This is a genomic window from Salinibacillus aidingensis, from assembly GCF_039522525.1.
GTDB lineage: Bacteria > Bacillota > Bacilli > Bacillales > Alkalibacillaceae > Salinibacillus > Salinibacillus aidingensis.
Genome location: NZ_BAAADO010000004.1, coordinates 168279 through 188395 on the forward strand (window position 1 = coordinate 168279; position 20117 = coordinate 188395).

Genomic DNA, 20117 nt, shown 5'->3' on the forward strand with positions numbered 1-20117 from the left:
TTTTCGTCATATATTTAAAATACGGAAGCCTTGCCAATTCTTAATTATTAGAAACTTAGGAGGCGGCATTTTGGACATAACTTATGTTTTAGATACAAATGTTTTACTTCAGGATCCACGTGCAATTTTTTCATTTGACGAGCATGAGGTGGTGATTCCGGCCGTTGTTTTAGAAGAAGTGGATTCCAAGAAGCGCAATATGGATGAAGTAGGCCATAATGCAAGAGAAACCTCAAGAATTATTGATCGCTTTCGTCAAATCGGTGAGCTTTATAATGGTGTGAAACTGCCTAATGGTGGAAGCTTGCGGATCGAATTAAATCATCGCTCTTTTTCCAAACTTGGTGAAATTTTTCTGGAGAGGACCAATGATAATCGAATACTGGCCGTTGCTTTAAATTTACACCTCGAAGCTCAAAAGGAGGACATGAATCATAAAGTTATCTTAGTGTCTAAAGATATCTTAATGAGGGTAAAAGCAGATGCACTGGGTCTGACTGCTGAAAATTATTTAAATGAACGCGCCGTCAACGAGGACAATGTTTATGAGGGCTATCAACAATGGATGATTAAAGAGGAGGAGTTAAATGACTTTTTCCAAAACGGAACCTTAAAGATTCCTGAAGCGGAAAAGAAGCATCTATATCCAAATGAATTTGTTGTGATGAAAAATGAATTAAATCCATCTCAATCTGCAATCGGTGTTGTGCGTTCAGACCGGGAATGTATAGAAAAATGCAGGCTGTCGATTGAAAATGCCTGGGGGATAAAACCGCGAAACGCCCAGCAGACAATGGCCCTTGAGCTTTTGTTCCGTAATGATATCCAGCTAGTGACCATGACTGGAAAAGCCGGTACAGGTAAAACCTTACTGGCACTTGCGTCAGGACTCATGCAAGTAGAAGATATGCGATTATATAAAAAAATGCTTGTGGCAAGGCCCGTAGTTCCATTAGGTAACGATATCGGCTACTTACCGGGAGAGAAGGAAGAAAAACTAAAGCCCTGGATGCAACCGATTTATGATAACCTCGAATATTTATTTGATGTACAAAAAACAGAAGAGCTTGACCAGATCCTGACCGGTCTGGGTTCAATCCAGGTGGAAGCCTTAACCTACATAAGAGGCAGAAGTATTCCACAGCAGTTAATTTTGATTGATGAAGCGCAAAATCTAACAAAGCATGAAGTGAAAACGATTTTAACACGAATAGGAGAGGGGAGTAAGGTCATTTTGCTCGGAGACCCCGGGCAGATCGATCATCCTTATTTAGATGAGTATAATAATGGTCTCATTCATGTGGTTGAGAAGTTTAAGGATTCTTCTTTAAGTGGACACGTTAAATTTCACAAGGGTGAGCGATCCTCTCTGGCACAGCTGTCGGCAGATTTGTTGTGATGTACCTGGCTCATGTTTCCTGCATGAGCCAGGTTTTATAAAGGATTTATATTACCTTTTATAAATTTTGGTAATTGAACATTCCCATCAAGCCAATCTTTAAATGAAATGATACACGGTACACAATGTTCACCAACGCCAATTATAATACGCAAATCCCGAGGTGAATAAACAACTGTGTGAAGCGTACCAAAAAAGTTTTTATAATCCCGTAAAAATAATGGTGACGAAGAATGATTAAAAGCATGATATGCATCAATAGGTTTTAAGTGTTCTTTGGATATTTGGGATAAAAACTGTTTGCGAAGCTGAGAGTTTTTGATGAGTGGGCGATTATACTTTCTTAAGGAATTCGTTTCGAAATGATTTGTACATAAAAGGGGAGAAGTTTCATTTGAGATTTGTTTTTCAGGTGATGCTTCAACAATAGCACAATTTCCATTTTGGTCTGTAAGTGAAAAATTCAGACAATGTCCATGAGGCACAGACATGATTAAATCTACAGCTTCCTGGACTGTGCTGCAATTATTCAAGACAAGTCGGGCTATAGTTGTCGGAAGGAACCTCTTGGGCTGCTTTCGTTCATGAACAAGATGAATACCTGCCACAAGCCCTTTTTCGTTCATCCCGTCCAGTCGACCTGTAAGCTGTTGACTAAACCCTGCGCTTGCATATCCTTTGTCGGGATTAAGCAATACAAACTGCGCATCATATAATTTCGTACTAAAATCATAGTTACGAACGTAAAAAGAATCATTCCCAAATGCAGAACATCCCATGAAAGGCATAGCGACATCATATCCCCCATATAAGCGGGTGGCTTCCTCTGAAGAAATTTGTAATCCTTTTGCTAAACCTGTTAACTCATATACCATTTCCTTATCATATTTTCTCAAGTTATTAAATGCCTCTTCAATGTTAATATGTTTTTGCATTTTTAGCATAGCATGGTCATTTTCTGTTAATCTCCGTTTTGTACCCTGTTTAAAACCAATTTGCTGACTGCTACCCGACAATTCAATAACTTGAATCTCCAATTCCTTACTCATAGGATTCCCCTCCCATTTGTCTCACAGGCATAATGATATCCATTTTATTGATTTGATCTCCTCTATACCATTCCAAAACCTCTCCACGGGGTACCCAATCATATTTCAGCGCATATTGAAATAATTGACGATAGCCTGATTCGATATTTGAAAAATGATCATCGTAAGGGAATCCAATACATAACGAGGCATCCATTTTCTCAATATGGCCAGCTGAAAAGGTCAATTCCTGGTTTGGTTCTATGGCAAACCCAATCTCACCTTTGATCCATTTTCGGTTTCCGGATAAATATCTAAAATAAGTATTATGAATGGTCTGTTTTACAGTTTTAAGTTCATGACGTCTCTTTAAAAAAGTTTCTCTAAATTGTCCCGGTGGTGCCTCTGCCGGAAACCAGATAATATTCTCCTGTTTTCTGTCAATTAAATAAACAGTTTCTAATTCATTGCTTTCCAGATAGTTTAGACTTATCGTCAACTGTGCCTGTTTTTCCTTGATAGCCAGGGCCCAATTCTTTTTCATATTTTCTTTTTCCTCTTTTTCAGCTGTCAGGTAGGTTTGTATCTCGGTAATAGGGATATCTGCTATCCGTAAACTCGCTATAAACTTTGCTGTAGCAATTTGATCGTGTGAATATAAGCGATATCCACTTTTCTTAGTTCGCTGCATCGGTATCAGAAGATTCTTTTGTTCATAATACCGCAGCGCACTAGTTGGAATTCCTGTAAATTTCGAAAACACTTTAATGGTTAAATAATTTTTCAAATAACCACCTCCTTGTAACATCATAAACGTTAAAGTTACTTTAAGGTCAATACCTTTTAGAAAATTATAGAAACTTTAGAATTTGTCAGGGATTTCATGATGATAACAGTAAGCATTTTTGTGACGGTCCTAACTAGTTTAGTGTGTGTAAAAGATTTAGCAGCAATAGGGACATTTGGTTTATATGAGTCCATAACAAAAGCCGGAAGGGAATTCCTTCCGGCTTTTGTCACAGCATAATCTGTATATTAAAATCTTTATTTAATCTTTATTCCGGTTATTCCTTTAACAGGTGTATTTTTATTGGATCCATCGCCAAAATAAAAATGAAGGGGGCCGTCTTCTTTTATTGGTTTTCCTTCGACTGCAAACAGAAAATAGCCGTCTTTCAGGGTATCAAGGGTGATTTCTTCTTCGCCGTTTTCGGTTTCAAGCAGGGCGGCTGTTGCGGACTCATTGACTTCTGCGGTTTCCAGAAAGGGCTTTATATTCATTACATATGTACTATCTAAGATTTTTTTACGCTCATATTTGGAAATGCTTTTGTTCACCGGCGGATTCAGTTTTTGCTGATAAACTTCACGATTCCACCGATTTGAGGCTTTTTCCAGTTCGTCTTCGGGATTCTCTTCCTGTTCATCATTACTGTTAAAGGCTTTATCAAATTCTACTTTGCGATCATCAAAAATCCAGACACTTGCATCAAGCGTGAGTGGGAATTTTACGTTGCCAGCTAGTTGTACGATCAATTTTTTCACCTCTGTATTTTAGCGTTTACAAAACAAGTATAACGGATTTTTCAGCTGTATGCATTAAGGAGGAAAAGATTCATGGAAAAAGTTACGGAAAAACAATTGGAAAAATGGGTCGATCATATTCGGATTTATGCAAATAATGGAAAGGTTGCGGACTATATTCCGGCCCTTAAAAGGCAGAATCCGGAAATTAATGCAGCATCCTTTTTTCATTTAGATGGGGAATGTGTACAAGCCGGAGAAGCCGACTATTTTTTTACGATTCAAAGTGTATCCAAAGTGCTTGCTTTAGCTGTAGCACTGATGAATCACGGAGAAGATGCGGTTTTTTCGAGGGTGGGAAAGGAACCGACAAGCGATCCTTTCTATTCCATATCGAAATTGGAGGTTGAAAAGCCTTCAAAACCCATCAACCCGATGATCAATGCCGGTGCTTTGGCTGTTACGAATATGATGTCAGGGAAAACGACAGACGATATGCTTCATGAGATTTTAGACTTTGTACACCTGCTTACAGGTGATGAAACGATTGATTATGATAAGGAAGTCGCCCAGTCTGAATATAATTCCGCCTTTTTAAATCGATCGTTATGCTATTTTATGAAACAGAATGGGATTATCACTGGAAGTGTGGAAGAACTGCACGATGTGTATACGAAACAATGCGCAATTCAGATGAATGTAAAGCAGCTGGCAAAGGTTGCGGGTATTTTTGCCAATGAAGGAAAGGATATCGAGACAGGGGAGCAGCTCATTCCCCATCATTATGCCCGTATATGTAATACATTTATGGGGACCTGCGGGATGTATAATCAATCCGGCTCCTTTGCTATAAATGTGGGAATTCCTGCAAAAAGCGGAGTTTCCGGTGTCATTATGGGAGTCGTGAACGATGTTGGTGGTGTTGCAGTGTTTGGACCTGCTTTAGATAAACAGGGAAATAGTGTTATAGGGGTTAAATTGCTGGAAATCATGTCCCGTTATTATCAATGGTCCATTTTTTGAAGGTGGGATTCTGCTTTATTCCCGCCTTCGCTTTTCTAAATTCTCCGGTTGCATTTTTTTTGGTTTGACGTTAATATATTGAAGTAGAAGGTATTTTTAAATTAGGTATTCGTTTACATAAAATCGGATGAAAATAGGAATTTATGAAACTATGAGGTGATAGATTCCTTCATAAGATCGACAGGAAAGAGGGGGATGTCCGTGTCTTCGGAAGTGGCAATGGACCGGGAACAAGCATTGGCTATTTTGAAACAGGATGCTGATAAAATATTACAGCTTATAAAAGTGCAGATGGATAATTTGACGATGCCGCAGTGTCCACTGTATGAGGAAGTTTTAGATACACAGATGTTTGGATTATCAAGAGAAGTTCATTTTGCGGTCAGGCTTCAACTAATAAGTGAAGAGACCGGTAAAGAGATACTGGAAAACCTGGAACGACAGGTAAGTGCATTGCATGAAGCCTTTCAAGCTCAAAAATCCCCTGAATAAACTCAAATTACAACAACAATCTGTTGTAATTTGAGTTTTTTATTCCAATACATAATCTGAGAAAAAGGTCACATTTAACTGATTTTTCAGTTCTTTCCCTGTTGATTTTAGAATAATCTTAAAAATTAAGAAGGAAAATCCTCTTTCACGTCGTATTTATAACAAATACGGATTTTTTGATATCCAACGAAACAGCAAAAAGTTTTTCATTCTTAGAACAACAAAAAAATATCAATCACCATAAGGATGACAGTTATGAAAAAACGATTAAAACATTTGGATTTTACTTTAATATTTACACCACTGGCTCTAAGTATTTTTGGACTTGTTATGATTTATAGTGCCAGCATGGTGTTAGCGGTATATGAAGGAATGGGCAGTAATCACTATTTAATAAAACAAATTCAGTGGCTGATTTTAGGTACAGGCCTGCTCTTTTTTACTGCTTTGATCCCTTATCAAAAATACCAAAGGATTATAAAACCTACCGTTATTGGTATGCTGCTTCTTCTTATTTTTGTTTTTCCTTTTGGAGAGGAAGTCAACTATGCCAAATCATGGTACGATTTTAAAATCTTTAGTTTTCAGCCTGCAGAGGTAGCCAAGCTAGGTCTTATTTTGTATTTGGCCTCTGTTTATTCAAAGAAGCTGTCCTATATTCATCAATTCGGCAAAGCTGTTATACCGCCGCTGGTAATAACAGGGTTAACCATTATTCTGATTGTCTTACAGCCGGATATAGGTACAGCGGCTATTATTATGTGTATCGCACTGAGTGTCATTGTAAGTTCAGGCATTCGTTTACGGCACCTTTTTATTTTAGGTGCAGTTGGAGCTCTTTTTCTTGCCATTGCCATCCCGAATCTGGTTACTGATGAACGGGTAGAACGATTCACTGGGGCATATGAGCCATTTTCGGATTCCAGTGGCGGAGGTTATCAGTTAATTCAATCGTATTTAGCCATTGGATCTGGAGGATTAACAGGAGAAGGTTTAGGTGAATCCGTTCAAAAATTAGGATATTTAACCCAGCCACATACAGACTTTATTTTAGCAGTTGTTGCTGAAGAGTTGGGTCTCATTGGTGTGGCAATCAGTATCGGGGCTATTGCTGTAATTGTTTTAAGAGGATTATATTTTGCCAGAAAGTGTGAAGATGCTTTTGGATCCCTGTTAGCGATAGGGATTTCCTTCATGGTAGGGATTCAGGCATTTATAAATATAGGTTCTATGAGTGGTGTGCTGCCTATAACAGGTGTAACACTGCCATTTATAAGCTATGGAGGCAGTTCCCTCTTAATCTTGATGATCTCCATGGGTATTTTAAATAATATTGCTATGCAAGTAAAATCCAGTGAACAAACCTACACCAAAACACGTTCACAAATTCCAGATGCATCAGAAGAATCAGTGTTTTCAATCAATGAAAGGAGAGGAAGAAAAGCATGGGTGAAATAAAACAAATCAATAAAGTTTTAGTGGCAAATCGAGGAGAAATTGCCATCCGTGTATTTCGAGCCTGTACGGAGCTTAATATCCGTACAGTGGCGATTTATTCCCAGGAAGATACGGGATCCTATCATCGCTATAAGGCTGATGAAGCATACTTAGTGGGGAAAGGGAAAAAACCGATCGATGCATACTTGGATATTGAAGGAATCATCGAAATTGCAAAACGGGTTGGAGTGGATGCCATTCATCCCGGTTACGGTTTTTTGTCTGAAAATATTGAATTTGCAAAACGTTGTGAAGAAGAGGGGATTATATTCATAGGACCAAACAGTGAGCATCTGGAGATTTTTGGTGATAAGGTGAAAGCCCGTCATCAGGCCATTAAAGCCGGTATACCAGTTATTCCTGGCAGTGATGGACCTGTGAAGCATTTAGAGGAAGTAAAAGAATTTGGCCAGAAGCATGAATTTCCTATTATTATTAAAGCTGCTTTAGGAGGCGGGGGGCGCGGAATGCGGATTGTCCGGAGTCCTGAATCGTTAAATGATGCCTTTGACCGGGCTAAATCAGAAGCGAATGCAGCTTTTGGCAGTGATGAGGTCTATGTCGAAAAGCTGGTTGAAAATCCGAAACATATTGAAGTGCAAATTTTAGGGGATAAAGCTGGTAATATTGTTCATTTATATGAAAGGGACTGCTCAGTGCAGCGACGTCACCAGAAAGTGGTTGAAGTAGCCCCGAGTGTTTCGCTTCCTGACAAGCTGAGACAGGAAATCTGTGATGCTGCCGTTCAGTTAATGAATGAAGTAGATTATATCAATGCTGGAACGGTAGAGTTTCTGGTGACCGATAAAGAGTTTTACTTTATAGAGGTTAATCCAAGAGTACAGGTAGAGCATACCATTACAGAGCAAATCACAGGTATTGATATAGTACAGACTCAAATTATGATTGCTGAAGGACATCATTTATTTGATGATAAAATTTCCATCCCACATCAAGAAGACATTCAAACCACAGGATATGCCATTCAATCACGTGTAACCACAGAGGATCCCCTGAATAACTTTATGCCTGATACGGGTAAAATTATGGCCTATCGTACAGGTGGAGGATTTGGCGTAAGGCTTGATGCCGGAAATGGCTATCAGGGTGCCGTTATTTCTCCGCATTATGATTCTCTTTTAGTAAAAGTATCTACATGGGCCCTGACTTTTGAAAAAGCTGCAAGTAAAATGGTCAGAAATTTAAAGGAATTTAGAATTCGCGGGATCAAAACCAATATTCCGTTTTTGGAGAATGTAATCCAGCATTCAAGGTTCTTAACAGGGGAATATGACACAACTTTTATCGATCAGACCCCGGAACTGTTTGTCTTTCCGAAGCGTAAGGATAGAGGAACAAAGATGCTTAGTTACATTGGTTATACAACCATCAATGGTTTTGACGGAGATGGAAAAAAGAAGAAGCCAGGCTTTTTAAATCCAAGAATACCAAAAGTGAAACAGTCGGAAAAATACCCGTCAGGAACGAAGCAAATCCTGGATGAACAAGGACCTGAAGGCTTAGCAGACTGGCTGAAGAATCAGAAAGAAGTCTTATATACGGATACAACCTTCCGGGATGCCCATCAGTCTCTGCTTGCCACTCGTGTAAGGACCAAGGATTTGTTACAAATCGCTGATCCAACTGCACGACTGTTGCCTGAGCTATTCTCTGTAGAAATGTGGGGAGGAGCAACGTTTGATGTGTCCTACCGTTTCCTGAAGGAGGACCCATGGGATCGATTACTGAAGTTGCGTGATAAAATGCCGAATGTTTTATTTCAAATGCTGCTTCGTGCCAATAACGCAGTCGGTTACAAAAACTATCCTGATAATGTCATTCAGGAGTTTGTCGAGAAAAGTTCAAATGCAGGAATCGATGTGTTCAGAATTTTCGATAGTTTAAATTGGGTAAAAGGAATGACACTTGCGATTGACTCTGTTCGATCAAACGAAAAGGTTGCTGAGGCTGCGATGTGTTACACAGGGGATATTCTTGATCCTTCAAGACCCAAGTATGATTTAGCTTATTATCGAAATTTAGCCAAGGAACTGGAGAACGCCGGAGCTCATATTCTCGGCATTAAAGATATGGCCGGCCTGTTAAAACCTGAAGCAGCCTATCAATTGATCTCTACGTTAAAAGAGTCTATTGACATTCCTATTCATTTGCATACCCATGACACAAGCGGCAATGGAATCTTTACTTATGCTAAGGCCATCGATGCAGGAGTCGATGTAGTAGACGTAGCGAGTGGTCCAATGTCTGGTTTAACTTCACAGCCTAGTGCAAATAGTTTATTCTATGCACTGGATCACAATGAACGCAAACCACAGGTGGACATTCAATCTTATGAAAAAATTGGCCATTACTGGGAGGACATCCGCAAATATTACCAGGGATTTGAAAGTGGGATGAAGGCGCCACATTCAGAAATTTATCTGCACGAAATGCCGGGTGGTCAGTATAGTAATCTGCAGCAGCAGGCAAAAGCTGTAGGTCTTGAAGAACGCTGGGATGATGTGAAGCAAATGTATCGACGTGTCAATGACATGTTCGGGGACATTGTTAAAGTGACACCATCCTCTAAAGTGGTTGGGGATATGGCCCTTTACATGGTTCAGAATGATTTGACTGAGGATGACATTTACGAGCGGGGAGAATCCCTGGACTTCCCTGATAGTGTTGTTCAATTGTTCCAGGGTTACCTTGGTCAGCCGTATCAAGGGTTCCCGCAGGAGCTGCAAAGAATCATCCTGAAAGGGAGAGAGCCGATTAAAGAACGTCCTGGGGAATTGCTTGAAAATGTAGATTTCCATGAGTTACGTGATAATTTATATCATAAGCTTAACCGTCAGATTACAAATTTTGAATTAATCACCTATGCTCTATATCCAAAGGTTTATATGGATTATAACAAGTTCTATGATCAGTATGGAGACCTGTCTGTTCTGGACACGCCGACATTCTTCTATGGAATGCGCTTGGGAGAAGAAATTGAAGTGGAAATTGAACAGGGAAAGACCCTAATTGTTAAATTGGTTTCTATAGGTGAACCACAGCAGAATGGTACACGGGTCATTTATTTTGAGTTAAACGGTCAGCCGCGGGAAGTAATTGTCAGGGACGAGAGCATTCAAAATCTTATCCAGGAACGACCAAAGGCTGATAAGGATAATGATCATCAGATTGGTGCAACCATGCCTGGAACTGTCATTGATGTTTTAGTTGAAAAAGGGGAAAAGGTCCAAAAAGGTGATCATTTAATGATTACAGAAGCGATGAAGATGGAGACAACTGTACAGGCGCCGTTTGATGGTAAAATTAAAAAGGTTTATGTGAAAAACGCAGAAGCTATTGAAACAGGTGACCTGCTCATAGAGTTTGAATAAAAAGACAAAAAAGCGGACTTCAGAAACTGAAGTCCGCTTTTTTCGTGGTGCGTCCAGCACTTAGTTTCTCTCGTTCTGTGCGCTTCTTGTGGAAAGAAGGATGAAGTAGCAGAGAAGCCCAAAGAAAACGGAGATAACCAGAGCATGGAATAATGCGATATATAAGTTTGCAATAGTAAAAATGATCATTGCTCCCAAAGCAACCTGTAAAATAATCAGCAGCAGAGCAATCGTCCATCCATAATACATGACCTTATGCTTTTTATAGTTTCGGGAAATTCTAAAGAATAAAAAGATAACCCAGACAAACAAAAGGCCTGCTGCAAATCGATGGCCCATTTGTACCCATTGTATAAAGCTATAGTCAACAGGAGATAATCCCGGCTCACAGAATGGCCAGCTTATACAGGCCAGGCTTGCTTGCGCGTGCCGTACCAGCGCTCCTGTATAGACGACCACTAGAGTGTAAGCAAATAACAAATAAAATTGTCGTCTTAACGCGAAATCAATATACAGGGCCTGAGCATCAAATTTCTTATCAATTTCAAAGATGATAATCATGAGCAGGAACACAGCCGCAAAAGAAATCAGCGAAATGCCAAAATGCAGCGCTAAAACAAAATCAGACTGTCCCCATACTACAGCAGCAGCGCCTATAAGTCCCTGTACTAGAAGGAAGAATATCGACATAAAGGCAAGAAATTTTGTTTCTCGTACATTCCCGTAGTATTTCCAGGCAAGAATAGATAATATTAAAACCAGGATTCCCACTGTACCGGAAACCAGTCTGTGACTTAATTCTATAATCAATTCAAATGTTAAATCAGAAGGGATGATTTCTCCTTCACACAAAGGCCAGCTTCTTCCACAGCCCAGTCCGGATTCTGTTTTGGTAACGAGGGCTCCACCTACCAAAACAAACAGCATACCTATTGTTGATAGAACTGACAACCATTTTAAAAACTTTATCATGATTCCTACCTACCATTCTAATATTAAAGTCCAAATTACATTTTAATATAAAAAAATGCGATGTACAAAAGAAATTGTCACAATTTGATTACAAAAATGTGCTATTATGGATATATAAGGTTTTCACTATTTTCACGTAAATAAGCATAAAAAGGTTGCATCTTTACCATATCTTTGCTAGAAATAAATAGGGTTGGTCATTTCATAATAATCCCATAACTACATATCTTTACTAATTTGATGTCAAAACTGAATTTAGGGTAAAAATCAATTTTAAGGGAAATGTCATAAATTTGTCACACAAACGGTGATGATGTGTGATTAAATAGATGTAAGCAATCATTATGATGAACTATAATGGGGATTTTGAAGTGTATTTTAAGGACGATTCAAACGGTCGTACTTCCTGATATAGCAGAATGAATGTGTACTTAATGAACAGAGAGGAAGGTAACGTTTAAAAATGAGTAACCCTAAATCAATTGGGACTAATCCTGCACTGATTGAAACATCAGACAAGGACTACGATAAAACGAATTCGCTTTGGTCCGATTTTCTGGCTTTGATAAAAATTGGGATTATTAATTCAAATTTGATGACAACCTTTGCCGGCTTCTGGCTTGCATTATTTATTACGCAATCACAGTTTTTACAGTATTGGGATAACCTGATCATTACGTTGGCTGGTACAGCATTAGTGATTGCCGGAGGATGTATTTTAAACAATTATTATGATCGGGATATTGATCAAAAGATGTCCAGGACAATTAAACGTCCAACGGTAACAGGAACAATGTCGAATTCTTTTGTTATCAGATTGGGTATTGGTTTTTCGGTTGCTGGACTGCTGGCCCTGTGGCTGACTTCACCTATGTCAGCGCTTTTTGGGTTTATAGGCTGGTTTACTTATGTGGTTCTATATACGATGTGGTCCAAGCGACGCTATACAATCAATACCATTATTGGAAGCTTTTCAGGTGCAGCACCTCCATTAATTGGCTGGTTTGCTGTAGATACCGGCTTTCATCCGCTTGCTTTTGTACTATTTCTTATCTTATTTATTTGGCAGACACCACACTTTTTGGCTTTGGCCATGATGAAAACAAAGGAGTATAAGGAAGCTGGCATTCCAATGCTTCCGGTTGTCCATGGATTTTCCATTACCAAAAGGCAAATGACAATTTATGTAGCATGTTTACTGCCATTACCTTTTTATTTTGGTTCATTAGGGACAATCTTTTTAGTATTGGCTTCTATATTAAATATAGGTTGGTTAATACTATCAATAAGTGGCTTCTTTATGAAAGATGATTTAAAGTGGGCCAAACGTATGTTTATTTATTCACTGAATTATTTAACCATCATTTCTTTAGCAATGGTGATTGCCACCATTCCGTCATTTTTCTAATATCGTTAGGTGAATAAACCATTATTCCCTAACTTTATATTCATATTTAACACAACATAAAAGAGAAAGAGGGGTATGAATTCATGAAAGGATGGATGGGCAGGTTTCGAGCACTGTTTTTACTAGGTGGATTAGCACTAGTTCTTTCAGGTTGTGGAAACCCGTACTTAAGTGCCTTGCAGCCGAAAGGTGAAGGCGCAGACATGATTATGGACCTTATGATCCTTAGTATTGTTATCATGCTGTTTGTATTTTTGGTTGTTATGGCAATTTATGTATTTGTTTTAGTTAAGTTCCGTCAGAAAAAAGGACAGGAAGATTATATTCCTAAACAGGTTGAGGGGAACCGTGTATTGGAAACAATATGGACTGTTATTCCTATTATTTTGCTGCTGATTTTAGCGGTTCCAACTGTACAATATACATTTGCATTATCTGATACAACCCCTGAAACACAAGAAGGCGAGGAAGCAGAAAATGCGGAAGAAGCCCTCTGGATTGATGTAACAGGTAAGCAGTTCTGGTGGAATTTTGATTATCGGGATAAAAACGTTCAAACCAGTCAGGATTTATATATTCCGACTGACAGACGAGTTTACATTAAGTTGAGTTCAGGAGATGTTATCCATTCCTTCTGGGTACCGACAATTTCAGGTAAGATGGACGTAAACCCTGGAAAAAATGAAAATGAAATGTTTATTCAAGCAGATGAAGAAGGGGTTTACTGGGGCCAGTGTGCTGAATTTTGCGGACCTTCTCACTCCTTAATGGACTTTAGAATTGTAGCTGTTAGTCCAGGAGAGTTTGATCAGTGGTTATCCGACATGCAGAATGTGGATCCGGAAGCTGAGCCGGAAAGTGAACCGGCCAGAGAAGGTAAGAAATTATTCTCAGAAAACAGCTGTTTAGGCTGTCACGCTGTAGGTTCTTCACCAGCTATGATGGGACCGAATGTAACAAACTTCGGTGACCGTTCCAAAGTTGCCGGTATTCTTGATTACAATAAAGATAATATTGTGAGCTGGATTCTGAACCCTGAGAAACATAAGCCTGGAAACCAGATGACAGGTAACTATACAGTTCCAAGCAAAGAGGATGCTGAAAAGATTGCTGATTATCTCATGTCTCTAAGTCCAAGTGAAATTGGACCAGACGATGCAAAAGATGATGACTACATCAAGCCACAGAAGGATGAAGAATCTGACAATAAGAACGAAGAAAATAATGAAGCAGAAGATAGTGATGAAAACACAAATGAAGAACAATCAGAAGAAGAGTAATTTGTGAAAGTCGTCAAGATCTTTTAAAGGGAGGTTATTGAGGTGAGTACAGCTGCGTTAGAGAAGCAAGGCTTTGGCGCTACCTTATGGGATTACTTAACAACCGTTGACCATAAGAAAATAGGAATTCTCTATTTACTTGGTGGAGGTTTCTTTTTCCTGCTTGGCGGACTCGAAGCAATGCTTATTCGTTTACAGCTAATGTTGCCTGATAATGAATTAATTGGTGCACAGTTTTATAATGAAGTTATGACCATGCACGGAACAACGATGATCTTTTTGGCTGCTATGCCACTCATCTTCGCATTTATGAATGCGATTGTTCCATTACAAATCGGTGCCCGTGATGTGGCATTCCCGTTTGTAAATGCTTTAGGATTCTGGTTATTTTTATTTGGAGGTTTACTCTTAAATTTATCATGGTTCATGGGTGGTGCACCGGATGGGGGCTGGACAGCATACGCTCCGTTTTCCATCTGGTCACCGACTCACGGATTTGACTTTTATGCAATAGGATTACAGATAACTGGTTTTGGTACCCTTATGGGTGGAATTAACTTTATTGTGACGATTGTAAACATGCGTGCTCCGGGTATGACTTATATGCGTATGCCACTATTCACCTGGACAGCACTAATTGCCAGTGTATTAATTTTATTTGCATTCCCGGCATTAACTGTAGGTTTATTTCTAATGACGTTCGACCGTCTCTTTGGGGCCAATTTCTTTGTTCCTGAAATGGGCGGTAATGAAATTATCTGGGAACACCTATTCTGGATTTTTGGTCACCCGGAAGTATACATTCTTGTATTGCCAGCTTTCGGTATATTCAGTGAAGTTATTACAACTTTCTCCAAGAAGCGTTTATTTGGTTATTCAGCAATGGTATTCGCAACCGTACTTATTGCATTCTTTGGTTTTATGGTTTGGGCTCACCACATGTTCACAGTAGGTATGGGACCAATTGCTAACTCCATCTTTGCGATTGCGACCATGGCGATTGCTGTGCCAACGGGTATCAAAATATTTAACTGGCTGTTTACCATGTGGGGTGGAAACATCCGACTTACAACTCCAATGCTGTGGGCAGCAGGATTTATACCAACATTTACGATTGGTGGTATGACAGGTGTAATGGTTGCTGTGGCAGCGGCCGACCTGCAATATCATGATACGTATTTCGTTGTTGCACACTTCCACTACGTAATCGTAGGCGGGGTTGTATTCGGCCTTATCGCCGCAACACATTACTGGTGGCCGACGATGTTTGGTAAGATATTAAATGAGAAACTCGGAAAATGGACTTTCTGGCTCTTTTTTATCGGTTTCCATTTAACATTCTTTATCCAGCATTTCCTTGGTCTTATGGGTATGCCACGAAGATACTGGAAGTTTCTGCCTGGTCAGGAATTAGAAGTAGGGAACTTCATCAGTACCATCGGGGCATTACTGATGGCTGTTGGTACGATCATTCTGCTTTACAATATCGTTAAAACAACTGTGAGTGGAGAAAAATGTGATTCTGATCCTTGGGATGGACGTACACTTGAATGGAGTTTACCAAACCCAACACCACACTATAATTTTAAACAATTACCACTTGTGCGCGGATTGGATCCACTATGGATTGAAAAAACTCAGGGAAATGGAAAAATGATTCCGGCTGAGCCTGTGAATGATATTCACATGCCGAATAATTCATTCTTACCTTTTATGATGTCTTTAGGTTTATTTATTGCAGGCCTTGGATTTATCTTCCGCACAGATTCAACAATGGGGTATATCGGCATTGTTGCTGGTCTCGTTATTTTCTTTGGAAGTATGATTATCCGTTCTGTAAAAGATGATCTAGGTTATCACATTCATAAAGAAGATCTTGAAGAAGAGGGGGCTGGGGCAGAATGAGTACACACGAAGATGTTCTAAGCTCAGAAAATTTACCACATGAACCCGAGCGTGCAACCCTTGAAGGTAAAAATAAATTTATGGGTTTCTGGTTCTTTCTTGGTGGCGAAACAGTCCTTTTCGCAAGTCTGTTTGGTACCTATCTTGCACTGAAAAATTCCTTTGGTGAAGCTGAAGGAACACCTTCGCAGGATTTATTCGGATTACCTTTAGTCTTTATAATGACGATGATTCTGCTTACAAGTTCATTAACCAGTGTATATGCCATCTATCATATGAAAAATCATGCATTTAAGAAGATGATGGTTTGGTTTGGGATTACTGTACTATTAGGGGCTGCGTTTCTTGGGCTTGAAGTATATGAGTTTAATCATTATGTTCACGATTATGGTCATACATTTACTGCACATGCCTTTGGTTCAGCTTTTTATGCGCTAGTAGGCTTCCATGGTGCACACGTTGCGTTTGGCCTTGGATGGTTCATTGTTCTAATGATTCGAAATGCCAGACGAGGCTTGAATTTATATAATGCCCCTAAATTTTATTTAGCCAGTTTATATTGGCACTTTATTGATGTTGTTTGGGTATTTATTTTCACAGTAGTTTATCTCATGGGAAAGGTGGGGTAATGAATGGCAGATAACACCAATTCCAATATTCATGATCAATTTCATAAAGAAAAGCACAAAGAGGAAATGAAGCATCAGGTCATTACATTTGCTATGATGATTGCTTTTACCATCATTGCTTTTGGCCTGGTAGCCGGAGATTTCAGTAAGCTTTTCGTCGTACCAATCATATTGGTTTTAGCAGCTGTTCAGGTACTTTTTCAGCTATATTATTTCATGCATTTAAATCAAAAAGGTCATGAAATGCCAGCTCTTATGATTTACTCTGGTGTATTTGCAGCTGTATTAACCATCTTAGCTCTAACAACGATCACATGGATTTAAAAAAGATCGAGGCCAGCGCCTCGATCTTTTTCATTTCACGAAAGTGATGCTGTAGTAAGTGTGAATAATTTATGACAGTTGTTTGACTTATGGTTTATTTGTTTAGGTTAACCATATAAAATCAGTTATAATAATGGTAATAGATAATTAAAATGGAGTGACAAACATGTGGTCAAAACTACAATTATTTGGATTTCAGGCTCTGTGGAGTCCATATTTTCTCGTCTACATAATTATACTGGGTTTGCTTTACTATGTCGTTACAGGCCCCTTACGTCATAAATTCGGTGGCCAGGGTGAGGATGATCCAACAGGAAGGCAGAAACGAATGTTTTATCTCGGATTGCTCTTACTGTATATAATCAAAGGAGCACCGGTCGATTTACTATCTCACATTTCTCTTATGGCGCACATGATTCAAATGGCCTTGTACTATTTATTATTTCCAATTCTTATTATCAAGGGAATACCGGTCTGGATCTGGAAAAAGGTTTTTGATGTGAAGCTGATAGGCTCTGTCTTAAGGCTATTAACCAAACCACTGGTAGCGGTGCTGCTCTTTAACTTTACTTTTTCCATTTATCATATACCGGCGATTTTGGACTTTTCCAAATCCCATCAATTAGCTCATTCAAGTATTTCGGTCTTTATTCTTTTTACGGCGTTTTGTATGTGGTGGCCGCTTATGTCACCTTTACAGAATCATCAGATAAAGAAACCTTTTGCTAAAATTTTATATATATTTGGAAATGGGATGCTTATCACACCTGCATGTGCCCTTATCATTTTTTCAAGTGAACCAATCTATGCCACTTACTCTGAGATGCAGGCATGGACAACTGCTTTAAGTTTATGTGTTCCTTCAGACGTACTAAGTGGAATTTCATTTGGTGGTCCGCAAATTATAACGAATGTAAGTGTTTTATATGACCAGCAGGCTGGTGGAATTATCATGAAAGTTATGCAGGAAATTATATACGGGTTTGTTTTGGCGAAAGTATTCTTTAAATGGTTTAAAAATGAGTCGAGCAGAGGTGTTGATCCGATTCCCAATCAATCCTGAGACTGCATAGGAACTATAGGAGGACAAGTATGGCGACAATTTTGCCCACATTAAGTACAGTATTTATTATTATTTCGGCCATTTTAGTGGCTATTGGATGGATTTTAATCGCAAAAAATAAGCGAAAGGCTCATAAAAAGGTTATGATCAGTGGCGCTTTAGCTGCACTGGCTTTCTTTACGATTTACATGTCCCGAACAATATTTATCGGGAATACGTCATTTGGCGGTCCTGATGATATTAAAATCTATTATACGGTATTTCTGATTTTCCATATAATTCTGGCAACAACAGCAGCTGTCTTTGGGGTAGTTACATTATACTTAGCATTTAAACGAAAGATTTCCAAGCACCGTAAAATCGGCCCCATTACAAGTGTCATCTGGTTTTTCTCAGCTGTAACAGGTGTTGTCGTCTATCTCCTTTTATATGTTATCTATGATGGGGGACAGACAACAAGCATGTTAAAGGCTATTTTTGGTTTTTGATTTAACAATTGAGCTGCTGATGGAGGGAGTTGCTGTGATCATAACAGGTCAGGAACTAACACTAAGAGCAGTTACTAAAAAAGATGCAGAGCTGCTCTTGGTACAACCGGAAAAGTATGCTGAAAAACACGGGATAACCATACCTGAACGCTGGCCACATGTTCATTTAAATATTTATTTGCCTCTTTATCATGAGTTATTGCTGAGAGATATCCGTAATCAGGGCTATGGTCCATGGGTGATTACAACAGACACCTCCATTGCTGGAGATATTACCATACAGTCAATGCCCAACGATAAAGGGGAGATATGGATAGGCTATCATATTGAACCTGAGGAGCGTAATAAGGGGGTTGCTTCAAAAGCCATTAAGTATCTTAGTGAATGGGCGATATCCCAGTCTGATATAAAGAGAATATATGCGGAGTGTAATCACTCGAATGTTTCTTCAATGAAGGCATTAAAAAATGCAGGTTATTTGCTGCATCATCGTTTTAAGACAGTTGACGTATATGCCTATCCATAAACATTAAGGAGCTGTCTCATACAACGTGAGACAGCTCCTTTGCTGTTCTTAACTATATTTTTATTTTCCATTTGATAATTCCGGCTTCTCTGGCGGAATTGTAGGCGATGACTAATAGTGGACCAATGATGAAACCTAAAATACCAATCAATTTCAGTCCTAAATACATGGCAATGAGTGTCACAAGAGGGGACAGGCCCATGTGTCGTCCCATGACTTTTGGTTCAACCGTTCTCCTGATGGCTAAGAGAATAATGGCCAGCACACCTAGCTGAATTCCCATAGCTAATTCACCAGTGATCAGCATGTAAAGGGACCATGGTCCAAGAATAATAATGGATCCAATGATCGGAATAAAATCAATTAACCAGATAATAATTGACATAATGATGGCTACATCAGGTGCAATATACCAAAGCCCTAATAAACTTACGGTAAATATGATGATACTGACCAGAAATTGAGCCTTTAAAAATCCTACAATCACATAAGAGAAACGGGCGGTCATAAAGCTTACTTTTTCAGCCGTTTCTTCCTTCATTAAAGAATAAGCATTTTTTCTTAATTTAGGCAGCTCCAGCATAAATAAAAACAGGGCAATTAAATATACGAGGAAACTGACCAGGTATTCCGGTACTTTGGCGACAATACCGGCTACATTTTCAATGGTAATCGTTTCGTTTATGTTTTCACGAATTCCTCCAATATTGTCGTGCAGGGTAGTTGTGACTTCATCTACAAAGTCTTCAGGCATCCCTTGAGTAAAGGTATTCATATCTGATTCTAAGTTGTTCACCACATGCGTAATATTGTTTATGTAATTTGGAGCATTCTCTGTCAGTTTCACAAGCTGTGCAACGGATTTTGTTGTAACATATGTACCTATCGTGGATATAATCAGTAAAAATACAATAAAAATAATGGTTACACTTATTTTCCGGGTGATGCCAAATTTAAATTTTAATAACCGAACAAGTGGGTTTAATATAAAAGCGGTAAGTAACGCCAGTATCAGTGGAACAGATACAGGTAATATGAAAATGATGATGAGTATAGCAATGATGGAAAGGATAATTTTTGTCCATTGTGATTTAGTTAATTTATTGAACAATTTAAGTATGCGGCTCCCTTCTAAAAAACTCTATCTTAAATATAGCACAAGGAGAA

General features: G+C 38.9%; 18 protein-coding genes. 13 read left to right on the top strand and 5 right to left on the bottom strand.

The features are described 5' to 3' along the window. Nucleotides 1–70 precede the first annotated feature (70 nt). Nucleotides 71–1399, top strand: coding sequence for a PhoH family protein (locus ABD006_RS10875; RefSeq protein WP_343840808.1), 1329 nt, complete (start codon nucleotides 71–73; stop codon nucleotides 1397–1399). 35 nt (nucleotides 1400–1434) lie between these two features. On the opposite strand, the gene ABD006_RS10880 is transcribed toward ABD006_RS10875, so the two are convergent. The 3 genes from ABD006_RS10880 to ABD006_RS10890 all read right to left on the bottom strand — a co-directional run bounded on the left by ABD006_RS10880 (nucleotide 1435) and on the right by ABD006_RS10890 (nucleotide 3963). Further along, the gene (locus ABD006_RS10880) at nucleotides 1435–2448 is read right to left on the bottom strand and encodes a C45 family autoproteolytic acyltransferase/hydrolase (RefSeq protein WP_343840811.1); all 1014 of its coding nucleotides are present in this window, start codon (nucleotides 2446–2448) and stop codon (nucleotides 1435–1437) included. Beyond that, nucleotides 2441–3214, bottom strand: coding sequence for a MerR family transcriptional regulator (locus tag ABD006_RS10885; RefSeq protein ID WP_343840813.1), 774 nt, complete (start codon nucleotides 3212–3214; stop codon nucleotides 2441–2443). Before ABD006_RS10885 ends, ABD006_RS10880 begins: the two co-directional genes overlap by 8 nt. 257 nt (nucleotides 3215–3471) lie before the next feature. After that, nucleotides 3472–3963 (bottom strand): hypothetical protein, encoded by a 492-nt coding sequence (locus ABD006_RS10890; protein WP_343840816.1) that lies wholly within the window; start codon nucleotides 3961–3963, stop codon nucleotides 3472–3474. A gap of 81 nt (nucleotides 3964–4044) precedes the next feature. Here ABD006_RS10890 and glsA point away from each other — a divergent pair, with 81 nt between their 5' ends. The 4 genes from glsA to pyc all read left to right on the top strand — a co-directional run bounded on the left by glsA (nucleotide 4045) and on the right by pyc (nucleotide 10355). Further along, nucleotides 4045–4974 (top strand): glutaminase A, encoded by a 930-nt coding sequence (glsA, locus tag ABD006_RS10895; RefSeq protein ID WP_343840819.1) that lies wholly within the window; start codon nucleotides 4045–4047, stop codon nucleotides 4972–4974. Nucleotides 4975–5169: 195 nt separating this feature from the next. After that, nucleotides 5170–5466, top strand: coding sequence for an Fpa/YlaN family protein (locus ABD006_RS10900; protein WP_425542217.1), 297 nt, complete (start codon nucleotides 5170–5172; stop codon nucleotides 5464–5466). Nucleotides 5467–5721: 255 nt separating this feature from the next. After that, on the top strand, nucleotides 5722–6924 hold the full coding sequence (gene ftsW / locus ABD006_RS10905) for a putative lipid II flippase FtsW (protein ID WP_343840825.1): 1203 nt from the start codon (nucleotides 5722–5724) through the stop codon (nucleotides 6922–6924). Beyond that, on the top strand, nucleotides 6912–10355 hold the full coding sequence (gene pyc, locus ABD006_RS10910) for a pyruvate carboxylase (protein ID WP_343840827.1): 3444 nt from the start codon (nucleotides 6912–6914) through the stop codon (nucleotides 10353–10355). The genes ftsW and pyc overlap by 13 nt, the downstream gene beginning before the upstream one ends. Before the next feature lie 60 nt (nucleotides 10356–10415). On the opposite strand, the gene ABD006_RS10915 is transcribed toward pyc, so the two are convergent. Next, the gene (locus ABD006_RS10915; RefSeq protein WP_343840830.1) at nucleotides 10416–11327 is read right to left on the bottom strand and encodes a COX15/CtaA family protein; all 912 of its coding nucleotides are present in this window, start codon (nucleotides 11325–11327) and stop codon (nucleotides 10416–10418) included. A gap of 463 nt (nucleotides 11328–11790) precedes the next feature. Here ABD006_RS10915 and cyoE point away from each other — a divergent pair, with 463 nt between their 5' ends. The 8 genes from cyoE (at nucleotide 11791) to ABD006_RS10955 (ending at nucleotide 18950) form a co-directional block, all read left to right on the top strand. Further along, nucleotides 11791–12735, top strand: a complete 945-nt coding sequence (gene cyoE, locus ABD006_RS10920; RefSeq protein WP_343840832.1) for a heme o synthase — start codon at nucleotides 11791–11793, stop codon at nucleotides 12733–12735. 83 nt (nucleotides 12736–12818) lie between these two features. Next, nucleotides 12819–14015 (top strand): cytochrome c oxidase subunit II, encoded by a 1197-nt coding sequence (coxB, locus tag ABD006_RS10925; protein WP_343840834.1) that lies wholly within the window; start codon nucleotides 12819–12821, stop codon nucleotides 14013–14015. Between the two features lie 42 nt (nucleotides 14016–14057). Continuing rightward, a complete protein-coding gene (gene ctaD, locus ABD006_RS10930) occupies nucleotides 14058–15920 on the top strand; it encodes a cytochrome c oxidase subunit I (RefSeq protein ID WP_343840837.1) in 1863 nt (620 codons plus the stop codon). After that, the gene (locus ABD006_RS10935; protein WP_343840839.1) at nucleotides 15917–16549 is read left to right on the top strand and encodes a cytochrome (ubi)quinol oxidase subunit III; all 633 of its coding nucleotides are present in this window, start codon (nucleotides 15917–15919) and stop codon (nucleotides 16547–16549) included. Before ctaD ends, ABD006_RS10935 begins: the two co-directional genes overlap by 4 nt. A 3-nt stretch (nucleotides 16550–16552) precedes the next feature. Further along, entirely contained in the window at nucleotides 16553–16873 is a 321-nt protein-coding gene (ctaF, locus tag ABD006_RS10940; protein WP_343840842.1) for a cytochrome c oxidase subunit IVB, read from the top strand. 166 nt (nucleotides 16874–17039) lie between these two features. After that, a complete protein-coding gene (gene ctaG, locus ABD006_RS10945) occupies nucleotides 17040–17936 on the top strand; it encodes a cytochrome c oxidase assembly factor CtaG (protein WP_343840844.1) in 897 nt (298 codons plus the stop codon). Nucleotides 17937–17965: 29 nt separating this feature from the next. Continuing rightward, entirely contained in the window at nucleotides 17966–18424 is a 459-nt protein-coding gene (locus tag ABD006_RS10950; protein WP_343840847.1) for a DUF420 domain-containing protein, read from the top strand. Further along, a complete protein-coding gene (locus ABD006_RS10955; RefSeq protein WP_343840850.1) occupies nucleotides 18414–18950 on the top strand; it encodes a GNAT family N-acetyltransferase in 537 nt (178 codons plus the stop codon). The genes ABD006_RS10950 and ABD006_RS10955 overlap by 11 nt, the downstream gene beginning before the upstream one ends. Nucleotides 18951–19002: 52 nt before the next feature. On the opposite strand, the gene ytvI is transcribed toward ABD006_RS10955, so the two are convergent. Then, complete coding sequence (gene ytvI / locus ABD006_RS10960; RefSeq protein ID WP_044157263.1) at nucleotides 19003–20061, bottom strand: sporulation integral membrane protein YtvI; 1059 nt, start codon at nucleotides 20059–20061, stop codon at nucleotides 19003–19005. Nucleotides 20062–20117: the final 56 nt, after the last annotated feature.